22 protein-coding genes are annotated in these 21,806 nt (G+C 33.4%); 16 read left to right on the top strand and 6 right to left on the bottom strand.

The window, feature by feature from the left end; all coding sequences use genetic code 11:
* Window positions 1-59: 59 nt before the first annotated feature.
* The 14 genes from EV144_RS12480 to EV144_RS12415 all read left to right on the top strand — a co-directional run bounded on the left by EV144_RS12480 (window position 60) and on the right by EV144_RS12415 (window position 14,547).
* Window positions 60-1,340, top strand: a complete 1,281-nt coding sequence (locus tag EV144_RS12480; protein ID WP_134149249.1) for a hypothetical protein — start codon at window positions 60-62, stop codon at window positions 1,338-1,340.
* 301 nt (window positions 1,341-1,641) lie between these two features.
* A complete protein-coding gene (locus EV144_RS12475) occupies window positions 1,642-3,042 on the top strand; it encodes an anthranilate synthase component I family protein (RefSeq protein WP_134149248.1) in 1,401 nt (466 codons plus the stop codon).
* Window positions 3,043-3,147: 105 nt separating this feature from the next.
* Window positions 3,148-3,588 (top strand): hypothetical protein, encoded by a 441-nt coding sequence (locus EV144_RS12470; protein WP_134149246.1) that lies wholly within the window; start codon window positions 3,148-3,150, stop codon window positions 3,586-3,588.
* 90 nt (window positions 3,589-3,678) lie between these two features.
* Window positions 3,679-4,245, top strand: a complete 567-nt coding sequence (locus EV144_RS12465; RefSeq protein WP_134149245.1) for an anthranilate synthase component II — start codon at window positions 3,679-3,681, stop codon at window positions 4,243-4,245.
* Window positions 4,246-4,403: 158 nt separating this feature from the next.
* Window positions 4,404-5,396 (top strand): anthranilate phosphoribosyltransferase, encoded by a 993-nt coding sequence (trpD, locus tag EV144_RS12460; protein ID WP_134149243.1) that lies wholly within the window; start codon window positions 4,404-4,406, stop codon window positions 5,394-5,396.
* 73 nt (window positions 5,397-5,469) lie between these two features.
* Window positions 5,470-6,255 (top strand): indole-3-glycerol phosphate synthase TrpC, encoded by a 786-nt coding sequence (gene trpC / locus EV144_RS12455; protein ID WP_134149242.1) that lies wholly within the window; start codon window positions 5,470-5,472, stop codon window positions 6,253-6,255.
* Between the two features lie 209 nt (window positions 6,256-6,464).
* A complete protein-coding gene (locus tag EV144_RS12450) occupies window positions 6,465-7,097 on the top strand; it encodes a phosphoribosylanthranilate isomerase (RefSeq protein WP_134149241.1) in 633 nt (210 codons plus the stop codon).
* A gap of 10 nt (window positions 7,098-7,107) precedes the next feature.
* Entirely contained in the window at window positions 7,108-8,289 is a 1,182-nt protein-coding gene (gene trpB / locus EV144_RS12445; RefSeq protein ID WP_134149239.1) for a tryptophan synthase subunit beta, read from the top strand.
* A 113-nt stretch (window positions 8,290-8,402) separates the two neighbouring features.
* Window positions 8,403-8,723: a gamma-glutamylcyclotransferase family protein gene (locus tag EV144_RS12440; protein WP_134149238.1), complete on the top strand. Its 321-nt coding sequence runs from the start codon at window positions 8,403-8,405 to the stop codon at window positions 8,721-8,723.
* 163 nt (window positions 8,724-8,886) lie between these two features.
* Window positions 8,887-9,648, top strand: coding sequence for a tryptophan synthase subunit alpha (trpA, locus tag EV144_RS12435; protein ID WP_134149236.1), 762 nt, complete (start codon window positions 8,887-8,889; stop codon window positions 9,646-9,648).
* 270 nt (window positions 9,649-9,918) lie between these two features.
* Window positions 9,919-10,548 carry a TetR/AcrR family transcriptional regulator gene (locus EV144_RS12430; protein ID WP_134149234.1) on the top strand — a complete coding sequence of 210 codons (630 nt, stop codon included), beginning with the start codon at window positions 9,919-9,921 and terminating at the stop codon, window positions 10,546-10,548.
* Entirely contained in the window at window positions 10,538-11,860 is a 1,323-nt protein-coding gene (locus tag EV144_RS12425; RefSeq protein WP_134149233.1) for a TolC family protein, read from the top strand. The genes EV144_RS12430 and EV144_RS12425 overlap by 11 nt, the downstream gene beginning before the upstream one ends.
* A 12-nt stretch (window positions 11,861-11,872) precedes the next feature.
* Entirely contained in the window at window positions 11,873-12,952 is a 1,080-nt protein-coding gene (locus tag EV144_RS12420; protein WP_134149231.1) for an HlyD family secretion protein, read from the top strand.
* A 5-nt stretch (window positions 12,953-12,957) separates the two neighbouring features.
* Window positions 12,958-14,547 carry an MDR family MFS transporter gene (locus tag EV144_RS12415; protein ID WP_134149229.1) on the top strand — a complete coding sequence of 530 codons (1,590 nt, stop codon included), beginning with the start codon at window positions 12,958-12,960 and terminating at the stop codon, window positions 14,545-14,547.
* 295 nt (window positions 14,548-14,842) lie between these two features.
* On the opposite strand, the gene yaaA is transcribed toward EV144_RS12415, so the two are convergent.
* Window positions 14,843-15,601 carry a peroxide stress protein YaaA gene (gene yaaA / locus EV144_RS12410; RefSeq protein WP_134149227.1) on the bottom strand — a complete coding sequence of 253 codons (759 nt, stop codon included), beginning with the start codon at window positions 15,599-15,601 and terminating at the stop codon, window positions 14,843-14,845.
* A 407-nt stretch (window positions 15,602-16,008) separates the two neighbouring features.
* On the opposite strand from yaaA, the gene EV144_RS12405 reads away from it, so the two are divergent.
* Complete coding sequence (locus tag EV144_RS12405; RefSeq protein ID WP_134149225.1) at window positions 16,009-17,466, top strand: CCA tRNA nucleotidyltransferase; 1,458 nt, start codon at window positions 16,009-16,011, stop codon at window positions 17,464-17,466.
* 21 nt (window positions 17,467-17,487) lie between these two features.
* Entirely contained in the window at window positions 17,488-18,513 is a 1,026-nt protein-coding gene (locus tag EV144_RS12400) for a COX15/CtaA family protein (protein ID WP_134149223.1), read from the top strand.
* A gap of 76 nt (window positions 18,514-18,589) precedes the next feature.
* Here EV144_RS12400 and EV144_RS12395 read toward each other — a convergent pair whose 3' ends face one another.
* From EV144_RS12395 to EV144_RS12375, 5 genes are read right to left on the bottom strand one after another with little or no spacing between them, the layout of a single operon-like run.
* Window positions 18,590-19,360, bottom strand: a complete 771-nt coding sequence (locus tag EV144_RS12395; protein WP_134149221.1) for a LytR/AlgR family response regulator transcription factor — start codon at window positions 19,358-19,360, stop codon at window positions 18,590-18,592.
* Window positions 19,361-19,398: 38 nt separating this feature from the next.
* Window positions 19,399-19,755: a 2TM domain-containing protein gene (locus tag EV144_RS12390; RefSeq protein WP_134149219.1), complete on the bottom strand. Its 357-nt coding sequence runs from the start codon at window positions 19,753-19,755 to the stop codon at window positions 19,399-19,401.
* A gap of 15 nt (window positions 19,756-19,770) precedes the next feature.
* Window positions 19,771-20,076 (bottom strand): 2TM domain-containing protein, encoded by a 306-nt coding sequence (locus tag EV144_RS12385; protein WP_166670569.1) that lies wholly within the window; start codon window positions 20,074-20,076, stop codon window positions 19,771-19,773.
* Between the two features lie 44 nt (window positions 20,077-20,120).
* On the bottom strand, window positions 20,121-20,438 hold the full coding sequence (locus EV144_RS12380) for a 2TM domain-containing protein (protein WP_134149215.1): 318 nt from the start codon (window positions 20,436-20,438) through the stop codon (window positions 20,121-20,123).
* A gap of 1 nt (window position 20,439) precedes the next feature.
* Window positions 20,440-21,798: a histidine kinase gene (locus EV144_RS12375; protein WP_134149213.1), complete on the bottom strand. Its 1,359-nt coding sequence runs from the start codon at window positions 21,796-21,798 to the stop codon at window positions 20,440-20,442.
* Between the last annotated feature and the right edge of the window lie 8 nt (window positions 21,799-21,806).

The raw sequence follows: 21,806 nt of genomic DNA, 5'->3' as shown, positions 1-21,806 counted from the left end.
TATGGCTTCTAATTTTGTGAAAATTAAAAAAAATCCGAAACTAGAAATCCATCATAGTTATGAAAACAAAAATACAAATTGCCATTATCACACTATTTAGCAGTCTTTTTCTACACGCCCAACAACAATCTAAAGGAATTATTGGAACCAACAACTGGATGAACAACTGGACCAATTTTAAACCTGCAGCAAATGAATATAACGAAGCTACTAACATAATTGCCGGAACCATAGACAAAGATACAAGACTAACGAAACGCAATACTTATCAGTTAGTTGGTGTAGTTTATGTTACTAACAATGCCGTTTTAACAATAGAACCAGGAACAGTAATTCGTGGCGACGATAAAACCTGCGGTACTCTTGTAATTACAAATGGGGCAAAAATTCTTGCAGAAGGCCTGGAAACAGATCCGATTATTTTTACTTCAAATAAAGAAAAAACAGAAAGAAAACCGGGTGACTGGGGTGGCATAATCGTTTTAGGAAAAGCGCCAATCAACTGTCTTGGAGGCGTACACACTTTGCCTTTTGACCTAGATCCTTTATTAAATCATTACGGAGGTCAGGATGCCGAAGATAATTCTGGGATTCTAAAATATGTACGTATTGAATACGCAGGAAGAAAATTAAGCGCTCTAAAAGAACTTAACGGACTTTCTTTAGCAGGTGTTGGAAGAAAAACACTTTTGACTAATATTCAGATTAGTTTTTCTAATGATGATTCTTTTGAATCTTACGGAGGCGACTTAAATATGTCAAATCTTGTTTCTTATAGAACTACAGATGACGATTTCGATTTTACACAAGGAGTTCAATGTAACATAAGCAATAGTGTTGCCATTCGTCATCCTTTTTCATCAGATATTTCAGGTTCAAGATGTTTTGAAGTTGATTCGTATGAAAAAGTTGCAACTACAGATATGACTAAAAAAATGACTTTAATAAACGCCAGCAACATTACCCTTATTAATCTAGAAGAAAACAATCAAGGTTTGGTAAGAGAATCTGTTTACGTTAGAGAAAATACATTTTTTAATTTATCCAACAGTGTAGTTTCAGGATTTACACCTTTTGTTTTATTAGAAGGAAATATTGGAAGCGGAGATGCAAATCTTGCTAAAATTACCTTTAAAAACATCATCGCAAACAATTGTGTGGGCGAAATAACAAGTGAATCTTCTAGTAATGATGCAAGTTTAAAAAACTGGTATAGTAACTCTAACTTTGGTATTCAATACACAAATATGAAGAACAGCGAATTGTTTACAATGCCTAGTATTAAAGGAAATCCAGACTTTAGGCTAAATGTAAACAACACAATTGCAATTGGAAATTAAACATTAAAAAAGCAATTATTATTTTAGAATTTAACAAAATTCTAAATTTAGAAAAGTTTTTTTTGAAATATTTTGTATTCTAATTCAAATTACATTTATATCTTTGCTTCAACAAAAAAAGAAAATGAGAACATTATTAAACAATTCTTGGTGGTGGAACAATTTACGTCAAACGTCGTGAACAAAGCTTCCTATGGTATTGTAAAACTATAAATATAAAAGGCTTGTCATCACGACAAGCCTTTTTTTTTGGTACAAATTCAAATAAAACAAATACAATAAAAATTAAAAACTATATACTTTGAAACCTTTTATACTCAACACACACTACAAACAAATTCTGGCAGATACTATTACGCCGGTAAGTATTTATTTTAAAATAAGAGATAAATTCCCAAATAGTTTATTGCTGGAAAGTAGTGACTATCACGGAAATGACAACAGTTTCTCGTACGTTTGCTGTAATCCGATTGCAACGATCAAAATCGAAAACGAAGTTATCTCTAAAACTTTTCCTGACGCAACTTCTGAAACTATTGCCATTGATGCTTCTGTAAATATTCCAGAAGTAATTCAGGAATTTTCGAAACAGTTTCAATCAGAGAAAAACGATTTTAAATTCATCAATAATGGATTATTCGGATACATTTCTTACGATGCCGTTCGTTATTTTGAGAAAGTTTCGATTGCCAAAAAAGACAATGCAACTTCAATTCCAGATGTATTTTATGCGGTTTATCAAAACATAATCGCCATCAATCACTTCAAAAATGAAGCTTATATTTTTTGCCACAGTGTTGATGGAAAAAACAATATTGCAGAAATTGAACAATTATTACAATCCAGAAATATTGCTTCGTATAAATTTACAAAAGAAGGTGAAGGATTCTCTAATCTTACAGATGAGGAATTTAAACACAATGTCGCTTTGGCTAAAAAACATTGCTTCCGTGGAGACGTTTTTCAATTGGTTCTTTCTCGTCGTTTTACACAAGGTTTTAAAGGTGACGAATTTAATGTTTACAGAGCTTTAAGAAGCATCAACCCTTCTCCGTATTTATTCTTTTTTGATTATGGAGATTTTAAAATATTTGGGTCTTCGCCCGAAGCACAAATTATCGTAAAAAACAGAAAAGCCGAAATTCACCCAATTGCAGGAACTTTTAAAAGAACTGGAAACGACGAACGTGATGCACTTTTAGCAAAAGAACTTTCTGAAGATAAAAAAGAAAACAGCGAACATGTAATGTTAGTTGATTTGGCGAGAAACGATTTAAGCCGTAACGGACACGATGTAAATGTAGAGAAATACAGAGAAGTTCAGTTTTTTTCACATGTAATTCACTTGGTTTCAAAAGTTACAGGACATTTACACGAAAAAGCAACTACAATGCAGGTTGTTGCCGATACTTTCCCAGCCGGAACTTTGAGCGGTGCGCCAAAACACAGAGCAATGCAATTGATTGAAGATTACGAAAAAACAAATCGTAATTTTTATGGCGGTGCAATTGGTTTCATGGATTTTGACGGAAACTTTAACCATGCGATTATGATTCGAACTTTCCTTTCTAAAAATCATCAACTTCATTGTCAGGCCGGCGCCGGAATCGTAGCAAGTTCAGACGAAGAAAGCGAAATGCAGGAGGTTTATAATAAATTAAGAGCCTTGAATACAGCGCTTGAAATGGCGGAGAAAATTTAAATTTTTGTTTCAAGTTTTCTTTGTTTCAAGTTTCAAGTTGGTTGAGACGCAAAGCAAACTTGAAACCTGAAACTTGAAACAATTAAAAAACCTGAAACAAAAAATATGAAAGCATTATCCATTTTAGTTTTAATCATTATCGTTTCTTCTTGTAATTCAGAACAAAAGAAAAATTCAATTGAAGGAACCTGGCGACTTATATCGGCAGAAACGACAGAGAAAGATTCCACTTTTTCTACTTTCAATTCAAAAACAAAAATGATTAAGATTATCAATGATTCGCATTTTGCTTTTTTCAATCATGATTTAAAAAACGGAAAAGATTCAACCAATGCTGTCTTTTTTGGCGGAGGCGGAAAGTACACTTTAAAAGACAGTGTTTACACCGAAAATTTAGAGTTTTTTAATAACAGACAATGGGAAAACAACAAATTTGAATTTGTAGTAAAAGTCAAAAACGATACACTGATTCAAAAAGGTGTTGAAAAAATAGAAAAATTAGGAGTTGATCGTATTATCGTTGAGAAATACGTGAGAGAAAAATAAATAAAAATTAGTTTCAAGTTTAAAGTTTCAGGTTTCAAGTTGTTGGAACGTGAAACAAAAGAAACCTGAAACCTGAAACAAAAAAATACAATGAAAAAAATATTAGTTATAGACAATTACGATAGTTTCACTTACAATTTAGTACACTATCTGGAAGATTTAAACTGTGAAGTAACCGTTTACAGAAACGACGAGTTTGATATTGACGAAATTTCTTCTTTCGATAAAATTCTACTTTCTCCAGGACCAGGAGTTCCGGACGAAGCAGGATTATTAAAAGCGGTAATCCAAAAATACGCGCCAACAAAAAGCATTTTAGGCGTTTGTTTAGGGCAACAAGCAATCGGTGAAGTTTTTGGCGGAACACTTTCTAACCTTGATAAAGTATATCACGGAGTTGCCACAAATGTAAAAACGTTGGTTTCTGACGAAATTTTGTTTGAAGGTTTAGGAAACGAATTTGAAGTTGGCCGTTACCATTCATGGGTTGTAGACAGCAATTTACCAGAAGTTTTAGAAGCAACTTCAGTAGACGAAAACGGACAAATTATGTCGCTTAGACATAAAACATTTGATGTAAGAGGCGTTCAGTTTCACCCAGAAAGTGTATTAACCCCAAAAGGAAAAAGGATTTTAGAGAATTGGATTAAGAGTTAGAGAAAAAAAATGTTTCAAGTTTTTATTTGTTTCAAGTTTCAGGTTGTTGGAACGTGACACGAGGCTTTAGCCGAACTGGCGAAGCAAACTTGAAACCTGAAACTTGAAACAAAAAACTTAGCATCTCAAAATCTTAGCAACTTAGAACCTTAAAAAAAATGAAAACAATATTAAATAAATTAATCAATCACGAAGTGCTTTCTAAAGAAGAAGCCAAAAATGTATTGATTAATATCTCAAGCGGCGAATACAATCCAAGTCAGATTTCAGCATTTTTGACTGTGTTTATGATGCGTAGTATTACAATTGATGAACTTTCCGGCTTTCGCGAAGCTTTACTAGAATTATGTATTCGTGTAGATTTATCAGCTTACAACACAATCGATTTGTGCGGAACGGGCGGTGACGGAAAAGACACGTTTAACATTTCGACTTTAGCATCCTTTATTGCAGCCGGAGCGGGAATAAAAGTAGCAAAACACGGAAATTACGGCGTTTCGTCTATTTCTGGATCGAGCAACGTGATGGAAAAAATGGGAATTAAATTTAGCAACGATCCATCATTTTTAGAAAAATGTATTGATCAGGCTGGAATTTGTGTTTTACACGCACCATTGTTTCACCCAGCAATGAAAAATGTTGGTCCAATTAGAAAAGAACTGGCTGTAAAAACCTTCTTTAATATGTTGGGACCAATGGTAAATCCGTCATTTCCGAACAATCAATTGGTTGGAGTTTTTAATCTGGAATTGGCGAGAATGTATGCTTATCTATATCAAAATACGAATGTGAATTTTACAATCCTGCATTCGCTTGACGGTTATGACGAAATTTCTCTAACTGGTCCAACAAAAATCATTACCAGCCATATGGAAGGAATGCTAAAACCAGAAGATTTCGGCGTACGTCTTTTATCTCAAACTGAAATTGAAGGCGGAAAAACCATCGAAAAATCGGCAGAAATGTTTACCAATATCATTTCCGGAAAAGGAAACGAAGCACAAAATAATGTAGTTTGTGCCAATGCTGCGATGGCGATTGCAACCGTTACAAAATGTTCTCCACAAGAAGGTTTTGAACTGGCAAAAGAAAGTCTTTTCTCTGGAAAAGGATTAAAAGCATTACAAACATTACAGACATTAAGCAAATAAAAACAAACACAAATTTCACGAATTAGCACTAATTAAATTTGCGCCTTTGTGACTTTGTGGCAAATCATTAAACATGAATATTTTAGATAAAATAATATTTGATAAACATCGTGAAGTCGAACTTAAAAAATCGATCATTCCGGTTTCACAATTGGAAAGTTCTGTTTTTTTTGAAAGACAAACCATTTCATTAAGTCAAAAATTAAGAGCAAGTAATTCTGGAATTATTGCCGAACACAAACGTCGTTCACCTTCAAAATCAATAATAAACCAAAACTTTACGGTTGAAGAAGTTGTAAAAGGATATGAAAATGCTGGTGCTTGCGGGATTTCGGTTTTAACTGATGGGAAATATTTTGGAGGTTCTCTAGACGATTTACTTTTGGCAAGAGCTTCTGTAAATATTCCGCTTTTGCGAAAAGAATTTATTGTTGATGAATATCAGATTCTGGAAGCTAAAGCTCACGGAGCCGATTTGATTTTGCTGATTGCAGCGGTTTTAACCCGCGAAGAAATTCAGTCTTTATCTCAATTTGCAAAGAAATTAGGTTTAGAAGTTCTGTTAGAAGTTCATAATCAGGAAGAATTAGAAAAGTCGATTATGCCAACTTTAGACATGATTGGTGTAAACAACAGAAATCTAAAAACGTTTGAAGTAAGTCTGGATTTCAGTAAAGAACTGGCATCGCAGATTCCAAACGAATTTGTAAAAGTTTCAGAAAGCGGGATTTCTTCGGTAGAAGCTATTCAGGAACTAAAACCATACGGCTACAAAGGTTTCTTAATCGGAGAAAACTTCATGAAAACCGATAACGCTGGCGAAGCTGCAATAGAATTTATAAACAAGCTAAATCGCTAAAGGTTTGCCACGAATTTCACGAATTACACGAATTTTTCTTTTGATGCTGATTGAGTAGAATTTTTGCCACAGATTCAAGGGATTAAAAGAATTAAAATCTGTGAAAATCTTTTAATCTGTGGCAAAAAAATTAGTGAAATTCGTGTAATTCGTGGCAAAAAACAAATATATAGTGTATTAGCGCCTTCGCGGCAAAAACAATAAAAAAAATGAAACTCAAAATATGCGGTATGAAATATCCCGAAAATATCATCGAAGTAGGTGCACTCCTACCCGATTATATGGGATTTATTTTCTGGGAAAAATCCGCTCGATATTTTAACGGAACAATTCCTGAACTTATAAAAACGATTAAAAAAGTAGGCGTTTTTGTAAATCAAAGTCAGGAAGAAATTTTAGAAAAAGTAGAAAAACACAATTTACAAGCCGTACAATTACACGGAAACGAATCGGTTGAATTTTGTGCCGAATTAAAAACCAAACTTTCAAAAAAAATCGAAATTATAAAGGTATTTTCTGCTGATGAAGATTTTGATTTCGAAGTGATAAAACCTTTTGAACCTGTTTGTGATTTCTTTTTATTCGATACAAAAGGAAAACTTCCGGGCGGTAACGGAACTACTTTTGACTGGACGATTTTAAAAAAATACAATTCAGATAAACCGTTCTTTTTAAGTGGCGGTATCGGAATAAACGAATTAAAAGCCATCGAAGAAATTTCAAAAAGCAATTTACCTATTTATGCTGTCGATATAAATAGTAAATTTGAAATCGAACCAGGGCTGAAAAATAAAAACCTATTAACTAATTTCAAACGAAAATTTGAAATTGCAAACTTTTAAATTTCAAAAAATGAATTTTAACGTAGACGAAAAAGGATATTACGGAGAATTTGGAGGAGCTTATATTCCCGAAATGCTCTATCCAAATGTAGAAGAATTACGTCAGCAATATCTAAAAATCATAGCCGAACCTGATTTTAAAGCTGAGTTTAATCAATTATTAAAAGATTACGTTGGACGCCCTAGTCCGCTTTATTTTGCTAAACGTTTATCAGAAAAATACAATACCAAAGTTTATCTAAAAAGAGAAGACTTAAACCATACCGGAGCACATAAAGTAAACAATACGATTGGGCAGATTTTAGTTGCCAAACGTTTGGGTAAAAAAAGAATTATTGCCGAAACCGGAGCAGGACAACACGGTGTTGCAACAGCAACTGTCTGTGCCTTAATGGGAATGGACTGTATCGTTTATATGGGCGAAATTGATATTGCACGCCAGGCTCCAAACGTTGCCAGAATGAAAATGTTAGGTGCAGAAGTTCGTCCGGCGCTTTCGGGTTCAAGAACTTTAAAAGATGCTACAAACGAAGCAATTCGCGATTGGATTAATAATCCTGTAGATACGCATTATATTATTGGTTCTGCAATTGGTCCGCATCCTTATCCGGATATGGTAACTCGTTTTCAAAGTATAATTTCAGAAGAAATAAAATGGCAGCTAAAAGAAAAAGAAGGACGCGAAAATCCTGATTATGTAGTGGCTTGTATCGGTGGCGGCAGTAATGCTGCAGGAACTTATTACCACTTTTTGCACGAGCCTGAAGTTGGAATTATTGCGGTTGAAGCTGCCGGAAAAGGTGTAAACAGCGGTCATAGCGCTGCAACTAGCAAATTAGGAAAAGTGGGCGTTATTCACGGCTGTAAAACCCTTTTGATGCAGACTCCAGACGGACAAATTACAGAACCGTATTCTATTTCTGCAGGCCTTGATTATCCTGGTGTTGGTCCAATGCACGCACATTTGGCACAAACAGGACGTGGCGAATTCTTCTCTGTAACTGATGATGAGGCTATGAATGCCGGTCTGGAACTTACAAAACTAGAAGGAATTATTCCGGCAATAGAAAGCGCGCATGCATTTGCAGTTTTAGATCAGAAAAAATTTAAACCTACAGATGTTGTAGTAATCAGTCTTTCTGGTCGTGGCGACAAAGATTTAGATAATTATATTGAGTATTTTAAATTGTAAAAATAATCATACTTTTGATATACTTTTTTGCTTTTCCTTTTGAAAATAAAGACTAGAAAGTATTAAAAGTAAATATGCAGAACTGATTTAAAAAACTAGAAAAATATTAATTGATGGAAAAGATATTCTCATACGGAACATTACAAGCAAGAGAAATTCAAATGCAGGTTTTTAATAAAGTATTAACTGGTACTCGAGATCAGCTTTCTGGTTATAAACTTAAGGATTTACAAATAGAAGAAGAATTTGGTATGGCAGATTATTTTGTTGCAGTTGCAAGCGACGATTTATCTGATTCTATTAAAGGTATTGTTTTCGATATTTCCAGTTCAGATTTAGCTAAAGCCGATTTGTTTGAATCTAACTCTTACAAAAGAGTACAAATTACACTAAAATCAGGAACTATTGCCTGGATTTATATTGAAAATTTATAATTGAATATTTATTATTTTCTCCTGCAAGGTTTCCAAAACCTTGTAGGTATAGATTCAAATACAACAAATTAAACCTACAAGGTTTTGGAAACCTTGCAGGAGGAAAAGAACTTAAAAATACCTAACCGTTTTTTGAAACTTGTTAGGATAACAAAATAAAAAAATGAACAGAATAACGCAAAAATTACAAGAGGATAAAAAGATACTTTCTATTTATTTTTCGGCTGGATTTCCTAACTTAAATGATACGGTTCAGATTATTCAGGATTTAGAAAAAAACGGTGTTGACTTAATCGAAATTGGTCTTCCTTTCAGCGATCCTTTGGCCGATGGACCAACAATTCAGGCGAGTTCAACAACTGCACTTCATAACGGAATGACAACGCAGATCCTTTTTGATCAGCTGAAAAACATTCGCGAAAGCGTAAAAATTCCGTTGATTATTATGGGATATTTTAATCCGATGTTACAATACGGCGTTGAAGCTTTTTGTGCAAAATGTGCAGAAATTGGTATCGACGGATTAATTATTCCAGATCTTCCGGTTGATGTTTATGCTGAACAATACAAAGCAATTTTTGAAAAATACGGTTTAATTAATGTGTTTTTGATTACGCCTCAAACCTCAGACGAGCGCATTCGTTTTATCGACAGCGTTTCAAACGGATTTATTTATATGGTAAGTTCGGCAAGTGTTACAGGTTCTCAATCAGGATTTGGTGATACGCAGGAAAGTTATTTTGAAAGAATTGGCGGTATGAATTTGAAAAATCCACAAATCGTTGGTTTTGGAATTTCAAACAAAGAAACTTTTAATCAGGCTACAAAATATGCTAAAGGCGCTATTATTGGAAGTGCTTTTATTAAGCATTTATCTGAAAGCGGTTCTAAAAAAATTGAAGAATTTGTTGGAGAGATTCGATAAGTAAAGACCTATTTTGTCATTTCGACGAAAGGAGAAATCACACTAGAAACTCTACAAAGAAAATCCGTAAACTGTGTCGATCAACGAGTGTGATTTCTCCTTTCGTCGAAATGACAAAAAAAACAATAAAGCTGAAACATTAACCGTTTCAGCTTTTTTTATACTCAAAAATTCCGAAACCGTTTTATGTTAATATTATGTTAAAATAAAATTAAACAAGCGTTTAAATTAAACACTTGTTTAATTTTGTATTCGATTAGAAAAAATACCATGTCTAAAGTCGAATTAAACGATAAAAAAATTCAAATCCTTGAGGTTGCAGAAAAGCTTTTTTCTGAGAAAGGGTTTGAAGGTACATCCATAAGGGATATCTCTAAAGAGGCAAAAATTAATATTGCCATGGTTTCCTATTATTTTGGTTCTAAAGAAAGGTTATTAGAGTCTTTACTTCTTTACAAAACAGCTGATTTAAAATTACAAATTGAACTTTTATTGCACGAAAATCTTGAGCCTCTTGATAAAGTCAATAAATTAGTCGAAATTTACATTAACAGGATCGACTGTAACAAAGGGATTTACAGAATTTTGCATTTTGAATTTACTTCTAAGAAAAGAGAAGAAAATCTTGCAGCTTTCACTGAATTAAAAAAAGGAAACTTAAAATCTCTGGAAACTATAGTTAAAGAAGGACAATCTAAAGGGATCTTTAGAAAAGACATTATTATTCCGTTGATTACGCCAACGATTATGGGTACCTATTTTCATTTTCACATGAATAAGCCTTTTTTTCAGGAACTTTTAAATTTAAATACAGATACGTTATACAACGATTACATTAAAAACAATCTTACAAAGCACATTCAACAAACTATAAAAGCACTACTTGTTTATGAAAATTAGTCAATTAATGCTCTTTGGTGTTTTCTTCATAGGAATTTCATCAATAGAAGCACAAGAAAAAACAAGTTTAACCTTAGACGAAGCTGTTAAGCTGGCTTGGGAAAAAAGTAACGAAGTTACTCTTGCCAATACGAAGGTAAACACAAAAAAATACGAATTACAAACGGTCAAGAATAACCAATATCCTGATCTTAAAATTCAAGGACAATACCAACGCTTAGGAAAAGCTTCTATCGACATGCATAATGATGAAGCAAATGCAGAACCAACAACTTCTCCAGACCGCGCAATGTTTGGTATGGCTAATTTAAGCTTGCCTATTTTTTCTGGATTTAAGATTCAGAGCAGTATTGATGCTTACGATAATCTTTACGAAGCTGAAAATGCAAACGCGGCTAAAACTAAAGAAGATGTTGCTTTACGTGTAATTACTTATTATACTGCTTTATACAAAGCGCAAAAAACTTTAGATCTTTTAAACGAAAATCAAAAACAAGCAAAACAGCGTGTTACTGATTTTACGGAGTTAGAGAAAAACGGAATTATTCCGAGAAATGATTTATTGAAGGCTCAATTATTAGTTTCGAAGACACAATTATCTATTGATGAAGCTAATAACAACATTAATAACATTAATTTTTACCTGACTACTTTATTAAAAATGGAGCCAAGTGTAAAATTACAGGTTAATGAAGATGATTTTTTCAGCTTAAAAACAACAAATGCTCCAACATCTGATGCTTTGGCACTTCAAAGTAGAAAAGATTTAGAGGCTATTCGTTTCCAGCAGAAAGCCAGCGAAGCTAACATTAAGGTAGCAAAATCTGGTTATTATCCTTCTCTTGCTTTATTGGGCGGTTATACTGCTTTAGATCTTAAAGATATTATTACGGTAAAATATGCTATGAATTTTGGTGTTGGGCTAACGTATGATTTATCTGGAATTCTAAAAAACAATGCTCATGTACGTGAAGCTGAAAGTAAAGCATTGGAAGTAAAAAATACAGAAGCTATTATGACAGACCGCATTAAGGTTGAAGTTCAGAAATCTATTGAAGATTATGATCTTGCAATCAACCAAAGTGTAGTTTATGATGAAGCTTTACAGCAGGCAGCAGAAAATTACAGACTTGTAAAAGACAAGTTTGATAATGGCTTATCTGACACTAATGATTTAGTTGAAGCTGATGTAGAACATCTAAACGCCAAAATAAATACTGCTTTATCGAAAGCAGCTATCATTCAAAAATATTACGAATTACTTTCAGTATCAGGACAATTATCTCAATCATTCAATCTTTCTAAAATATAATCTATAGCTCTCATGGAAAAGAAAAAGACAAATAAAAAATTCATCATTATACTAACCGTTTTGGTTTTAGTGGGCGGAACTTACGGAATAACAAAATACATGCACTCACTTGCTCATGAAGAAACGGATGATGCTCAGATTGAGAAAAAAATGAATCCGATTATCCCGAGAGTTTCCGGATATATTAGTAAGGTTTATGTAAAAGATAATGATTTTGTAAAAAAAGGAGATACTTTATTTACTATCGATAAAAGAGATTATCAATTGAAAATTGACGAAGCAAATGCTGCTTTATTAGGAGCAGAAGGTCAATACGAAGCTGCAAAAGCTGATATTGGTTCTGCATATGCAAGTATTTCTGTTTCTGATGCTCAAATGAGATCTGCAGGTGGTTCTATCGAAAGTGCAAAAATCAGATTAAGACAGTTAACTAACGATTTTAACCGTTACAACAATTTGTACAAAACACATACTATTACAAAGCAGCAATTTGAGCAGGCACAATCTGCAAAAGATGAAGCTGAAAATCAAGTACGCGTTTTAGAACAACAACAAAGAGCAAGTTCATTTCAAAAATCAGTGATTCAGTCTAAATCTAAAGTTTCTGATAAACAAACTGAAGTGGCTTCTGCAAACATCAAAAAAGCGAAAACTATGCTAGATGTTGCACATTTAAATCTTACTTATACAGTTGTAACTGCTGCTATTGATGGTCAGGTTTCTAAAGTTGATATTCAGCCAGGACAATTGGTTCAGCCAGGACAATCTTTATTTTATATTATCAATAATACTGAAGCTTGGGTTGTAGCAAACTTTAAAGAAACGCAATTAAATAAAATGATTGTCGGTCAAAAAGTAAGCTTAAAAGTAGATGCTTATCCAAATTATGAGTTTAAAGGAACTTTGACTTCTTTTTCTCCTGCAACAGGATCACGTTTTTCTCTTTTACCTCCTGACAATGCAACAGGAAACTTCGTAAAAACAATACAAAGATTACCAGTAAAAATTAGTTTAGATCAATCAAACGATCCTGAGAAAGTAAAATTATTACGTCCGGGGATGAATGTTGATGTAGACGTACATTTGAAATAAAATAAATGGCAACAGCAGTACAAGGAGACGACGATTTAGTAGAATACGGTTACAGACGTGTTATTATCACGATTACAGCAGTACTTTGTGCTTTGCTGGAAATTGTTGATACCACGATTGTAAACGTAGCGCTAACAGACATGCGAGGTAGCCTTGGTGCTACTTTGACTGATGTGGCTTGGGTGATTACTGCATACGCAATTGCGAATGTTATTGTAATCCCGATGACGAGCTGGCTTTCGCAGCAATTTGGAAGACGTAATTACTTTGTAGCTTCGATTATAATATTTACGGTCTGTTCTTTTTTGTGTGGAAATGCCAGTAATATCTGGGAACTGGTTGCTTTTAGGTTTGTACAAGGTATGGGTGGAGGCGCCCTCTTGGTAACAGCACAAACCATTATCACCGAAAGTTACCCGGCAGCAAAACGTGGTATGGCTCAGGCTATTTACGGAATGGGAGTAATTGTTGGTCCAACTTTAGGTCCGCCGTTGGGAGGATATTTAGTAGACAATTATTCTTGGCCTTACATCTTTTATATCAATATTCCGTTGGGAATTATTGCTACAATTTTGGCATTAACTTTTGTTAGAAGTCCGAAATACGGAGAGAAACTTAAAGCCAATCAGGTTGACTGGTGGGGAATTATTTTGTTGAGTGCTTTTATCGGATCGCTGCAATTTGTTTTGGAGCACGGACAACAAGACGACTGGTTTAATGATTCGCTTATTGTTACTTTAAGTGTTGTGACTGTTTTAGGATTGGTATTATTTATATGGAGAGAACTTACTTATAAACATCCAATTGTAAACTTAAGTGTTTTAAAAGACGGAAATTTAAGAATTGGAACCATAATGTGTTTTATTCTTGGTTTTGGTCTTTATGGATCAACATTGATTATCCCGATTTATACACAGTCGATTTTAGGATGGACAGCTACTGATGCCGGATTGTTATTAATTCCGGGATCGATTACAACGGCGATTATGATGCCATTTGTAGGTAATATGATTCAGAAAGGTGTTCCGCAGGGATATATGGTTGGAGTAGGATTTTTAGTTTTCTTCTTCTTTACCTTTATGATGCAGACGCGTATGACACCAGATACTGGCGTAGAACATATGTATTGGCCTTTGATTTTGAGAGGAATTGGTTTAGGATTACTTTTTGTACCTATTACAACGCTATCGCTTTCAACTCTTAAAGGAAAACAAATTGGTGAAGGAGCCGCTTTTACCGGAATGATGCGACAATTAGGAGGATCTTTTGGTATTGCGATTATTACCACTTTTATTACGCGTTTCAGTCAGGAACACCGAGTAAATTTGATTAACAATTTAGATCCTGCAAAATTTGATGTTCAGCAAAGAATTGCCGGAATGCAAAGAGCCTTTATGGCAAAAGGATACAGTGCAGATGTGGCGCTTAAAAAAGCCTATCAGGCACTAGATTACGCTGTTCTTAAACAAAGTACAGTTTTATCATACATGGACATCTTCATGTATTTAGGAATTATGTTTTTATGTTGTATACCAATTATTCTTTTCATCAAAAAAGGAAAAAACAAAATTAATCCTGCTGATGCAATGCATTAATATTTAATAATTTATAATACGAATACCAAAAAAGCCGAGTCAATTTCCTGTGACTCGGCTTTTTTATTTTTAGTTTTTTTGTTTCAGGTTTCAGGTTTCAGGTTTCAAGTTTTTGAAACTTTGTGTTTTATTTTGCCACGAATTTCCCGAATTAAAAATCTTTTAAATCTGTAAAATCTGTGGCTCAAAAATCTTTGTAAACTTTGCGCTTTTTTATTTGCGGCTAAATTAACTCAAAGAGAAGAAACCTTAGTACCTCAGCACCTTTGAGCCTTTGAACCTTTAAAAAAAAAACTTATCTCGTAAAAACCAAATGATTTCCTTCTGAAAGATTCGCATCAAACTGATATCCTTCGTAATTAAAACCTTTTAAATCTTCGATAGTTTCAGCATTGGTATCAATAATATATCGTACCATCATACCTCTCGCTTTTTTTGCGAAGAAACTTATTATTTTCAATTTTCCGTCTTTGTAATCTTTAAAATCAGGAGTAATTACAGGAACTTTAAGCGCTTTTACATCAACAGCAGAAAAATATTCGTTGCTTGCCAGGTTTACAAATAATTCCCCTTTTACTAATTCTTTATTTAAAGCTTTAGTTACTGGTGCTTTCCAGAAATCGTGTAAGTTTTTATGATCGCCAATTGGAAGTTTAGTTCCCATTTCCAAACGATATGCCTGCATTAAATCAAGTGGTTTTAAAACTCCGTAAAGTCCGGATAAAATTCTCAGTTTATCTTGTAAGACATCTAATTTTTCGAGCGGAATTGTATAAGCATCCAATCCTGTATAAACATCGCCATCAAAAGTATAAACTGCCGGGCGCGCATTTTCTGGAGTAAATGGTGTTTTCCATTCCTGATTACGCTGCCAGTTTAAATCGGCTAGTTTTTCAGAAATTGACATTAATTCGGCTAAATCTTTTGGCTTTTTTGGTTTTAAAACTTTATGAACCTGACGTGCTTCTTTTAAAAAAGAGGATTCTGTATATTGTGTAGTTGGTAATTCTTTTTCGAAATTTAATGACTTCGCAGGCGATATAACAATTTTCATTTGTGCATTTTTAATTGATTCAAAAATACAAATTGAATTTTTAAAAATAATCTTTTGCAATTGATTTGTTTGATGGGAGTATAGATTTGTTTTTTTGCCACGACCCGAGCGATAGCGAACAGGCGAAGCAATTGCACGAATTTCTCGATTTTTTTTCTTGCCACAGATTAAAAATTTCCACAGATTTTTTAATCTTTTAATCCTTTTAATCTGTGGCAAAAAACTATTCAACCTTTAGCAAGGAAAAAAATTCGAGAAATTCGTGAAATTCGTGGCAAACCTTATTCCTATTCTTCTATTTCAATAAAAATTCATGCTAGAAACTGTGAATTTCTTCAAAAAAATGAGCGATAGATTATAAAAGGCATTTTCTATGTTGTAAATTTGCAGTCGTTCGTTCGTTAAGAATGAATGTTCTATTTAAAATTCGTGAATTCGTGGCTATACAAACAAACTACAAAACAGCTTTACAAAATAAAATCTTCGAAATCATTTCGCAGGCATCAAAAGAACTAAACGTTGACAGTTATGTTATCGGTGGTTTTGTTCGTGATTTGCTTTTAAACCGAGGTTCAAAAAAAGATATTGATGTTGTGGCTGTTGGAAGCGGAATCGAATTGGCTTTGAAAGTTTCTGAGCTTCTTCCGAAAAAACCAAAAGTTCAGGTTTTTAAAACTTACGGAACAGCGATGCTTCGTTTTGAAGATACAGATATCGAATTTGTCGGCGCCCGAAAAGAATCTTATAACCGCGACAGTCGAAATCCGATTGTGGAAAACGGAACTTTGCAAGACGATCAAAACCGTCGTGATTTTACGATTAATGCTTTTGCTTTGTCTTTAAACGAAAATAATTTTGGAGATCTTTTAGATCCGTTTGACGGGTTAACTGATTTAGAAAATAAAACCATCAAAACGCCTTTGGATCCGGACATTACCTATTCTGATGATCCGTTGCGAATGCTTCGTGCGATTCGTTTTGCCAATCAATTAAATTTTGAGATCGAAGAAAATTCACTGAATGCCATTACCAAAAATGCAGAAAGAATCAATATAATTTCTGGCGAAAGAATTGTTGACGAATTAAACAAAATTCTTTCTACAGATAAACCTTCGACTGGATTTTTACTATTATACAAAACTGGACTTCTTGATCTTATTTTACCTGAATTAACAGCGTTGAACCAGGTGGAAGAAATTGAAGGCCATACACATAAAAATAACTTTTATCACACGTTGGAAGTTGTTGATAATATTTGCCCGAATACAGATGATGTCTGGCTTCGTTGGTCGGCTTTGTTGCATGATATCGGGAAAGCGCCAACAAAACGTTTCAATAAAAAACAAGGCTGGACTTTTCACGGACATGAATTTTTGGGTGGAAAAATGGCGAAGAAAATCTTCGAACGCCTTCATATGCCTTTAAATCATAAAATGAAATTCGTTCAGAAAATGGTTGTTATGAGTTCGCGTCCAATTGTTTTGGCTGAGGATATTGTAACCGACAGCGCTGTTCGTCGTTTGGTTTTTGATGCTGGCGAAGATGTAGAAAACTTAATGACTTTGTGCGAAGCAGATATCACGACAAAAAATCCAGCTAAATTCAAAAAATATCATAAAAACTTCGAAGTTGTCCGCAGGAAAATTGTTGAAGTTGAAGAACGCGATCACGTTCGTAATTTTCAACCGCCAATTTCTGGAGAGGAAATTATGGAAATTTTCGATTTAAAACCATCTCGCGAAATTGGTGTTTTAAAAGAAGCAGTAAAAGAAGCGATTTTAGAAGGTGTTATTCCAAATGAATATCAGGCGGCTTATGATTTTGTAATAAAAAGAGCCGAAAAAATGGGCTTAAAAAAAGTATAGCAATACGTATTATTTTATAAAATGAAAAAAGGAAATAAATCAGTAATCATCTGGTTACTATCAGGATGTGTTTTATTATTTTTAATGGTTGTTGTGGGCGGTATTACACGTCTGACAAATTCAGGTTTATCTATGACCGACTGGCATTTGGTAACGGATACTTTCCCGCCTCTAACCGATGCAAAATGGAACGAAGCTTTTGAACAATACAAGAAATTTCCTGAGTATCAAAAAATTAATATTCACAACGATTTTCAACTTTCAGATTATAAATTTATTTATTTCTGGGAATGGTTTCACCGTTTTATCGGCCGTATAATTGGTTTGGTATTTTTTGTTCCTTTTGTTTATTTTTTAGCTAGAAAAAAACTGGACAAAGAAACCATCAGAAAATGTATCGTTCTTTTGGCAATGGGTGCTTTTCAAGGATTTTTAGGCTGGTTTATGGTTCGCAGCGGTTTAATTGACAATCCAGATGTAAGTCATTTTAGACTTTCATTACACCTTACTTTTGCTTTTATCACTTTTGCTTATACTTTGTGGGTGGCGCTGGATTTAATTTATCCGGAAAGAAGCATTTACAAAGTGATTCCGCTTCGTAATATTGCGAGATTTGCTTTAGTTGCCTTATTAATTCAGATTATTTACGGAGGTTTTGTTGCCGGTTTAAATGCAGGATTAATCCACAATCACTGGCCTTTAATGAGCGACGGACAGTTTATACATGATTCTGTTTTTATTGAACAACCTACTTTGGCAAAAAACCTTACGGAAGGAAAAAGCGGCGTGCAGTTTGTGCACCGAACTTTTGCTTATGTTGTGGTTGCTTTAATTTTGTTTTTATATTACAGAAGTACAAAATTCTCGCTTACTAATACACAGAAAAACGGAGTTAAAACTTTGGTAGTTTTTGTTTTTATACAATTTCTATTAGGCGTTTTTACACTTTTATACAGTGTTCCTTTGGCTTTAGGATTAATTCACCAGATTATGGCATTTTTCCTTTTGAGTGCTATGACTTTTACGCTTCACAGATTGAGTAAATAAAAATCTTATATAAATAAAAAAAGAGTCTTATTAAGGCTCTTTTTTTATGCAATCAATTTGATATTAAAGTAAAAGTTTACCCCAGCCAGGCTTTAAAATCCTGAACTTTTTCACGGCTTACAATTACCTCATCTTCTTTATACGAAGGTAAAATTACTTTGAGTCGAGAATTGGTATAAACCTGAATTTCTTTTATAGCCTGAAGCGGTACAATAAATTTTCTGCTTACGCGAAAGAACTCTTTCATGTCTAATTCCTGCTCCAAGATTTCTAAAGTCGAGTCGATTAAATAATTTCTGTTTTCGAAAGTATGAATGTATGTTCCTTTATTTTCACTAAAAAAACATTCGATTTCATCTGTTGTAATGACTTTTAAGTGTTGTCCGATTTTAACGGTAAATCGCTTTTTGTAATTTTTCTCAAACGGATTGGAGAGCATTTTTCTGATCTGCTCAAAATCAAGCTGCAGATTATTATTGTTTTCTGATTCTAATTTTGGCAGACGCGATTTGAATTTCGTAACCGCAACATCCAGATCATCTTCGTCGATAGGTTTTAAGAGATAATCTATACTGTTAAGTTTAAACGCTTTTAATGCATATTCATCATAAGCTGTCGTAAAAATTATGGCGCTTTTGATGTCTATTTTTTCAAAAATTTCAAACGATAAACCGTCAGAAAGCTGAATATCCAAAAAAATTAAATCCGGATGTTCATTATTAGAGAACCAATCTATAGATTCTTCTACAGAATGCAGCATGGTTTGTACTGCAATGTTTAGCTTTTCAAGCTTTCGCTGGAGCAATCTTGCAGCCGGCTTTTCGTCTTCGATAATTAATGTGGTCATTTAATAGAATGCAAAAATTGAAAAAAATTAGTTTAAAATTACTCCCATTTATTTGTATTAGCCTCTTTTTTGTTCATATATTTTTGAATTTTCTTTTGTTCCCAGTCATCGCTAAAGAAAAGATCCTGTCCAAAAACAGATAATCCGTGTCCTAATAAAGCGATTCCCCAGAATAAAGCCGTAGAAAAAGTATGCCAATTCCAAAAATCTGAATTTATCATAAAATTACTATTTGATCTGGAAACAATAATTATTGCATTTACAATAAGATAAACTTTTAGATGTGTGTAAAAGCTTTTCATCCTTTTAACCTTATGGAAAGCTCTATTATAATTTTCATCATTACTAAATTCTTGTGCATAATCTTCGTATCTATTTCTTCTAAATCGTCCCATTTTATTTTGAGTTAATTATTGCCATTTGTTTTTATTCATTTTTTCTTTTTCCATCAATTCTTTGATTTTTCTTTCTTCCCAATCTTTTCCAAAAGACGGAAATACTTCAAAAACCTTTAATCCGTGAAAAACAACTCCTAATCCCCACCACATTAAGGGCCAGTAAAACCACAAATGATTTGGTGTTGTGTACAAATTAATGAAAATCAAAACCACATTTACTGCTATAAAAACAGTAAGATTTCCGTAAAATCCTTTTATACCCTCAACTTTCTTTTTTGCTAAGAGATATTTATCTTCTTCATCATAATTTATTTCCATGATTTCTCCTATTTTGTTTTTTAATTATATAAAATGTTTTTTATTTAAGATTCACTGCTGTGTTTCTCTACATTTATTTTATACTCTTTTTCCATAATTTCATTAATCTTTCTTTCTTCCCATTCTTTGTTAAAAAATGGTCCATAATTAAAGACTTTCATTCCATGTAAAATTAGTGGAATTGCCCAGCCAAATACAGAATACAAACACCATAAATAATCCGGTGACGTCATAAGATTTACAACAATTACAATAGGATTACAAAGCGCATAAACGGTTAGATGTTCGTAGAATTCTCTTATTTCTTTTACTCTTTTATGAGCCTGATAATAACGCTCGGCTTCAGTATAATTCTTTTCCATACTATTTCCAGGTCTGCTTATTATTCTCTCTTTGTAAAATCTCTCTAATCTTTCTTTCTTCCCAGTTAGAACTATAACCAAAAACTTTAAAAGCATGCATTACAACTCCAAATCCCCAGCCTAAAGCCGAAAACCAAAACCAGTGAAATTGAGGAGAAAATGTTAAGTTTATAAAAATTAAGAACGGAATTATACAGCAATACGAAATTACGTTTGCATAAAAACCTTTTAATTCTTCTACTCTTTTCTTAGCTCTAAAATAAGCTCTGTTTTCATCATTATATTCTGCACTTGTGTCCATACTTGTAATTTGTTTGGTTAAAATTGGAATCTTAACGGTAAATGTTTGTTCGTTTTGCTCAATCGCTACCTTTCTGTCGGTTATAATGGCGTATCGGTTTACAATATTTTGAAGACCAACACCTTGACGATCCTGCAAAACTTCTTTTTTCTGAAAATCATTTTGAATCGCAAGACAATCTCCATCAATAAAAATTCTAATATGCAGCGGTTTTTGCTCGCTTACAACGTTGTGTTTTACAGTGTTTTCAAGTAAAAGCTGTAAAGACAATGGCACTACTTTTGAATCTGGATTTATATCTGTTGTTGGCATTTCGTAAAACAGACTGTTTTCAAAACGCATTTTCAATAAATTCATATAGGTTTTTGCAAATGACAATTCATCTTCTACAGAAACCAATTCTTTGTCTTTCTGCTCTAAAACGTAGCGATAAATTTTAGACAAAGAAGTCGTAAATCGCTGTGCATTATCTGGATTTTCTTCAATCAAAGAACTTAAAACATTTAAACTGTTGAAAAGAAAATGCGGATCAATCTGATTCTTTAAACTTTCGAATTTTGCATTTGCCGTTCCTGCAATAATCTTTTGTTGTGTTATTTCAAATTTTGATGCCTGCTTCCACTTTATCATAAAACTTCTAGCCTGCATAAAAGTTGAAACTCCTAAAGACAAAATCACATAGAAAAGATTAACCAGGATCATTTGTCCACTAAAAAAATCATCAAAAGATCTTCCCTGAACGACTACAAAAACGATATAATTAATTCCTAAAACCGCTGGAACGGTATATAAAATGGTAACTAAAATTCCGTAATAAACCCTTAAATTAGTTTGTTCCAGCCAATCCCATTTCCTATCCAAAAGAACGTTTAAAAATCCGTTTCCGAAACCAAGTCCAAAAGAATAAAGGCAACTTAAAAAGAACGTAAGTAATACATTTTTGACATTTAAATCAGCACCCAGAAAAGCTGAAAATATTATCGTGAAAAGCATAGAAATCTTAAAGCACATGATTGTTCCGCTTTTCAAATTTCCAAATGTATTTTTATATTCTTTCATTTAATCTT

Origin of the sequence: Flavobacterium sp. 270 (assembly GCF_004368785.1) — a bacterium.
In the GTDB taxonomy this organism is placed as follows: Bacteria; Bacteroidota; Bacteroidia; order Flavobacteriales; family Flavobacteriaceae; genus Flavobacterium.
Note: the sequence above shows the minus strand (reverse complement) of the source record. Positions and strands in the feature narration are given on the sequence as shown.

Coding starts and splice junctions, on each gene's coding strand:
- EV144_RS12480 (WP_134149249.1), top strand. CDS start 60: ATGAAAACAAAAATACAAATTGCCATTATCACACTATTTAGCAGTCTT.
- EV144_RS12470 (WP_134149246.1), top strand. CDS start 3,148: ATGAAAGCATTATCCATTTTAGTTTTAATCATTATCGTTTCTTCTTGT.
- EV144_RS12465 (WP_134149245.1), top strand. CDS start 3,679: ATGAAAAAAATATTAGTTATAGACAATTACGATAGTTTCACTTACAAT.
- trpD (WP_134149243.1), top strand. CDS start 4,404: ATGAAAACAATATTAAATAAATTAATCAATCACGAAGTGCTTTCTAAA.
- trpC (WP_134149242.1), top strand. CDS start 5,470: ATGAATATTTTAGATAAAATAATATTTGATAAACATCGTGAAGTCGAA.
- EV144_RS12450 (WP_134149241.1), top strand. CDS start 6,465: ATGAAACTCAAAATATGCGGTATGAAATATCCCGAAAATATCATCGAA.
- trpB (WP_134149239.1), top strand. CDS start 7,108: ATGAATTTTAACGTAGACGAAAAAGGATATTACGGAGAATTTGGAGGA.
- EV144_RS12440 (WP_134149238.1), top strand. CDS start 8,403: ATGGAAAAGATATTCTCATACGGAACATTACAAGCAAGAGAAATTCAA.
- trpA (WP_134149236.1), top strand. CDS start 8,887: ATGAACAGAATAACGCAAAAATTACAAGAGGATAAAAAGATACTTTCT.
- EV144_RS12430 (WP_134149234.1), top strand. CDS start 9,919: ATGTCTAAAGTCGAATTAAACGATAAAAAAATTCAAATCCTTGAGGTT.
- EV144_RS12425 (WP_134149233.1), top strand. CDS start 10,538: ATGAAAATTAGTCAATTAATGCTCTTTGGTGTTTTCTTCATAGGAATT.
- EV144_RS12420 (WP_134149231.1), top strand. CDS start 11,873: ATGGAAAAGAAAAAGACAAATAAAAAATTCATCATTATACTAACCGTT.
- EV144_RS12415 (WP_134149229.1), top strand. CDS start 12,958: ATGGCAACAGCAGTACAAGGAGACGACGATTTAGTAGAATACGGTTAC.
- yaaA (WP_134149227.1), bottom strand. CDS start 15,601: ATGAAAATTGTTATATCGCCTGCGAAGTCATTAAATTTCGAAAAAGAA.
- EV144_RS12405 (WP_134149225.1), top strand. CDS start 16,009: ATGAATGTTCTATTTAAAATTCGTGAATTCGTGGCTATACAAACAAAC.
- EV144_RS12400 (WP_134149223.1), top strand. CDS start 17,488: ATGAAAAAAGGAAATAAATCAGTAATCATCTGGTTACTATCAGGATGT.
- EV144_RS12395 (WP_134149221.1), bottom strand. CDS start 19,360: ATGACCACATTAATTATCGAAGACGAAAAGCCGGCTGCAAGATTGCTC.
- EV144_RS12390 (WP_134149219.1), bottom strand. CDS start 19,755: ATGGGACGATTTAGAAGAAATAGATACGAAGATTATGCACAAGAATTT.
- EV144_RS12385 (WP_166670569.1), bottom strand. CDS start 20,076: ATGGAAATAAATTATGATGAAGAAGATAAATATCTCTTAGCAAAAAAG.
- EV144_RS12380 (WP_134149215.1), bottom strand. CDS start 20,438: ATGGAAAAGAATTATACTGAAGCCGAGCGTTATTATCAGGCTCATAAA.
- EV144_RS12375 (WP_134149213.1), bottom strand. CDS start 21,798: ATGAAAGAATATAAAAATACATTTGGAAATTTGAAAAGCGGAACAATC.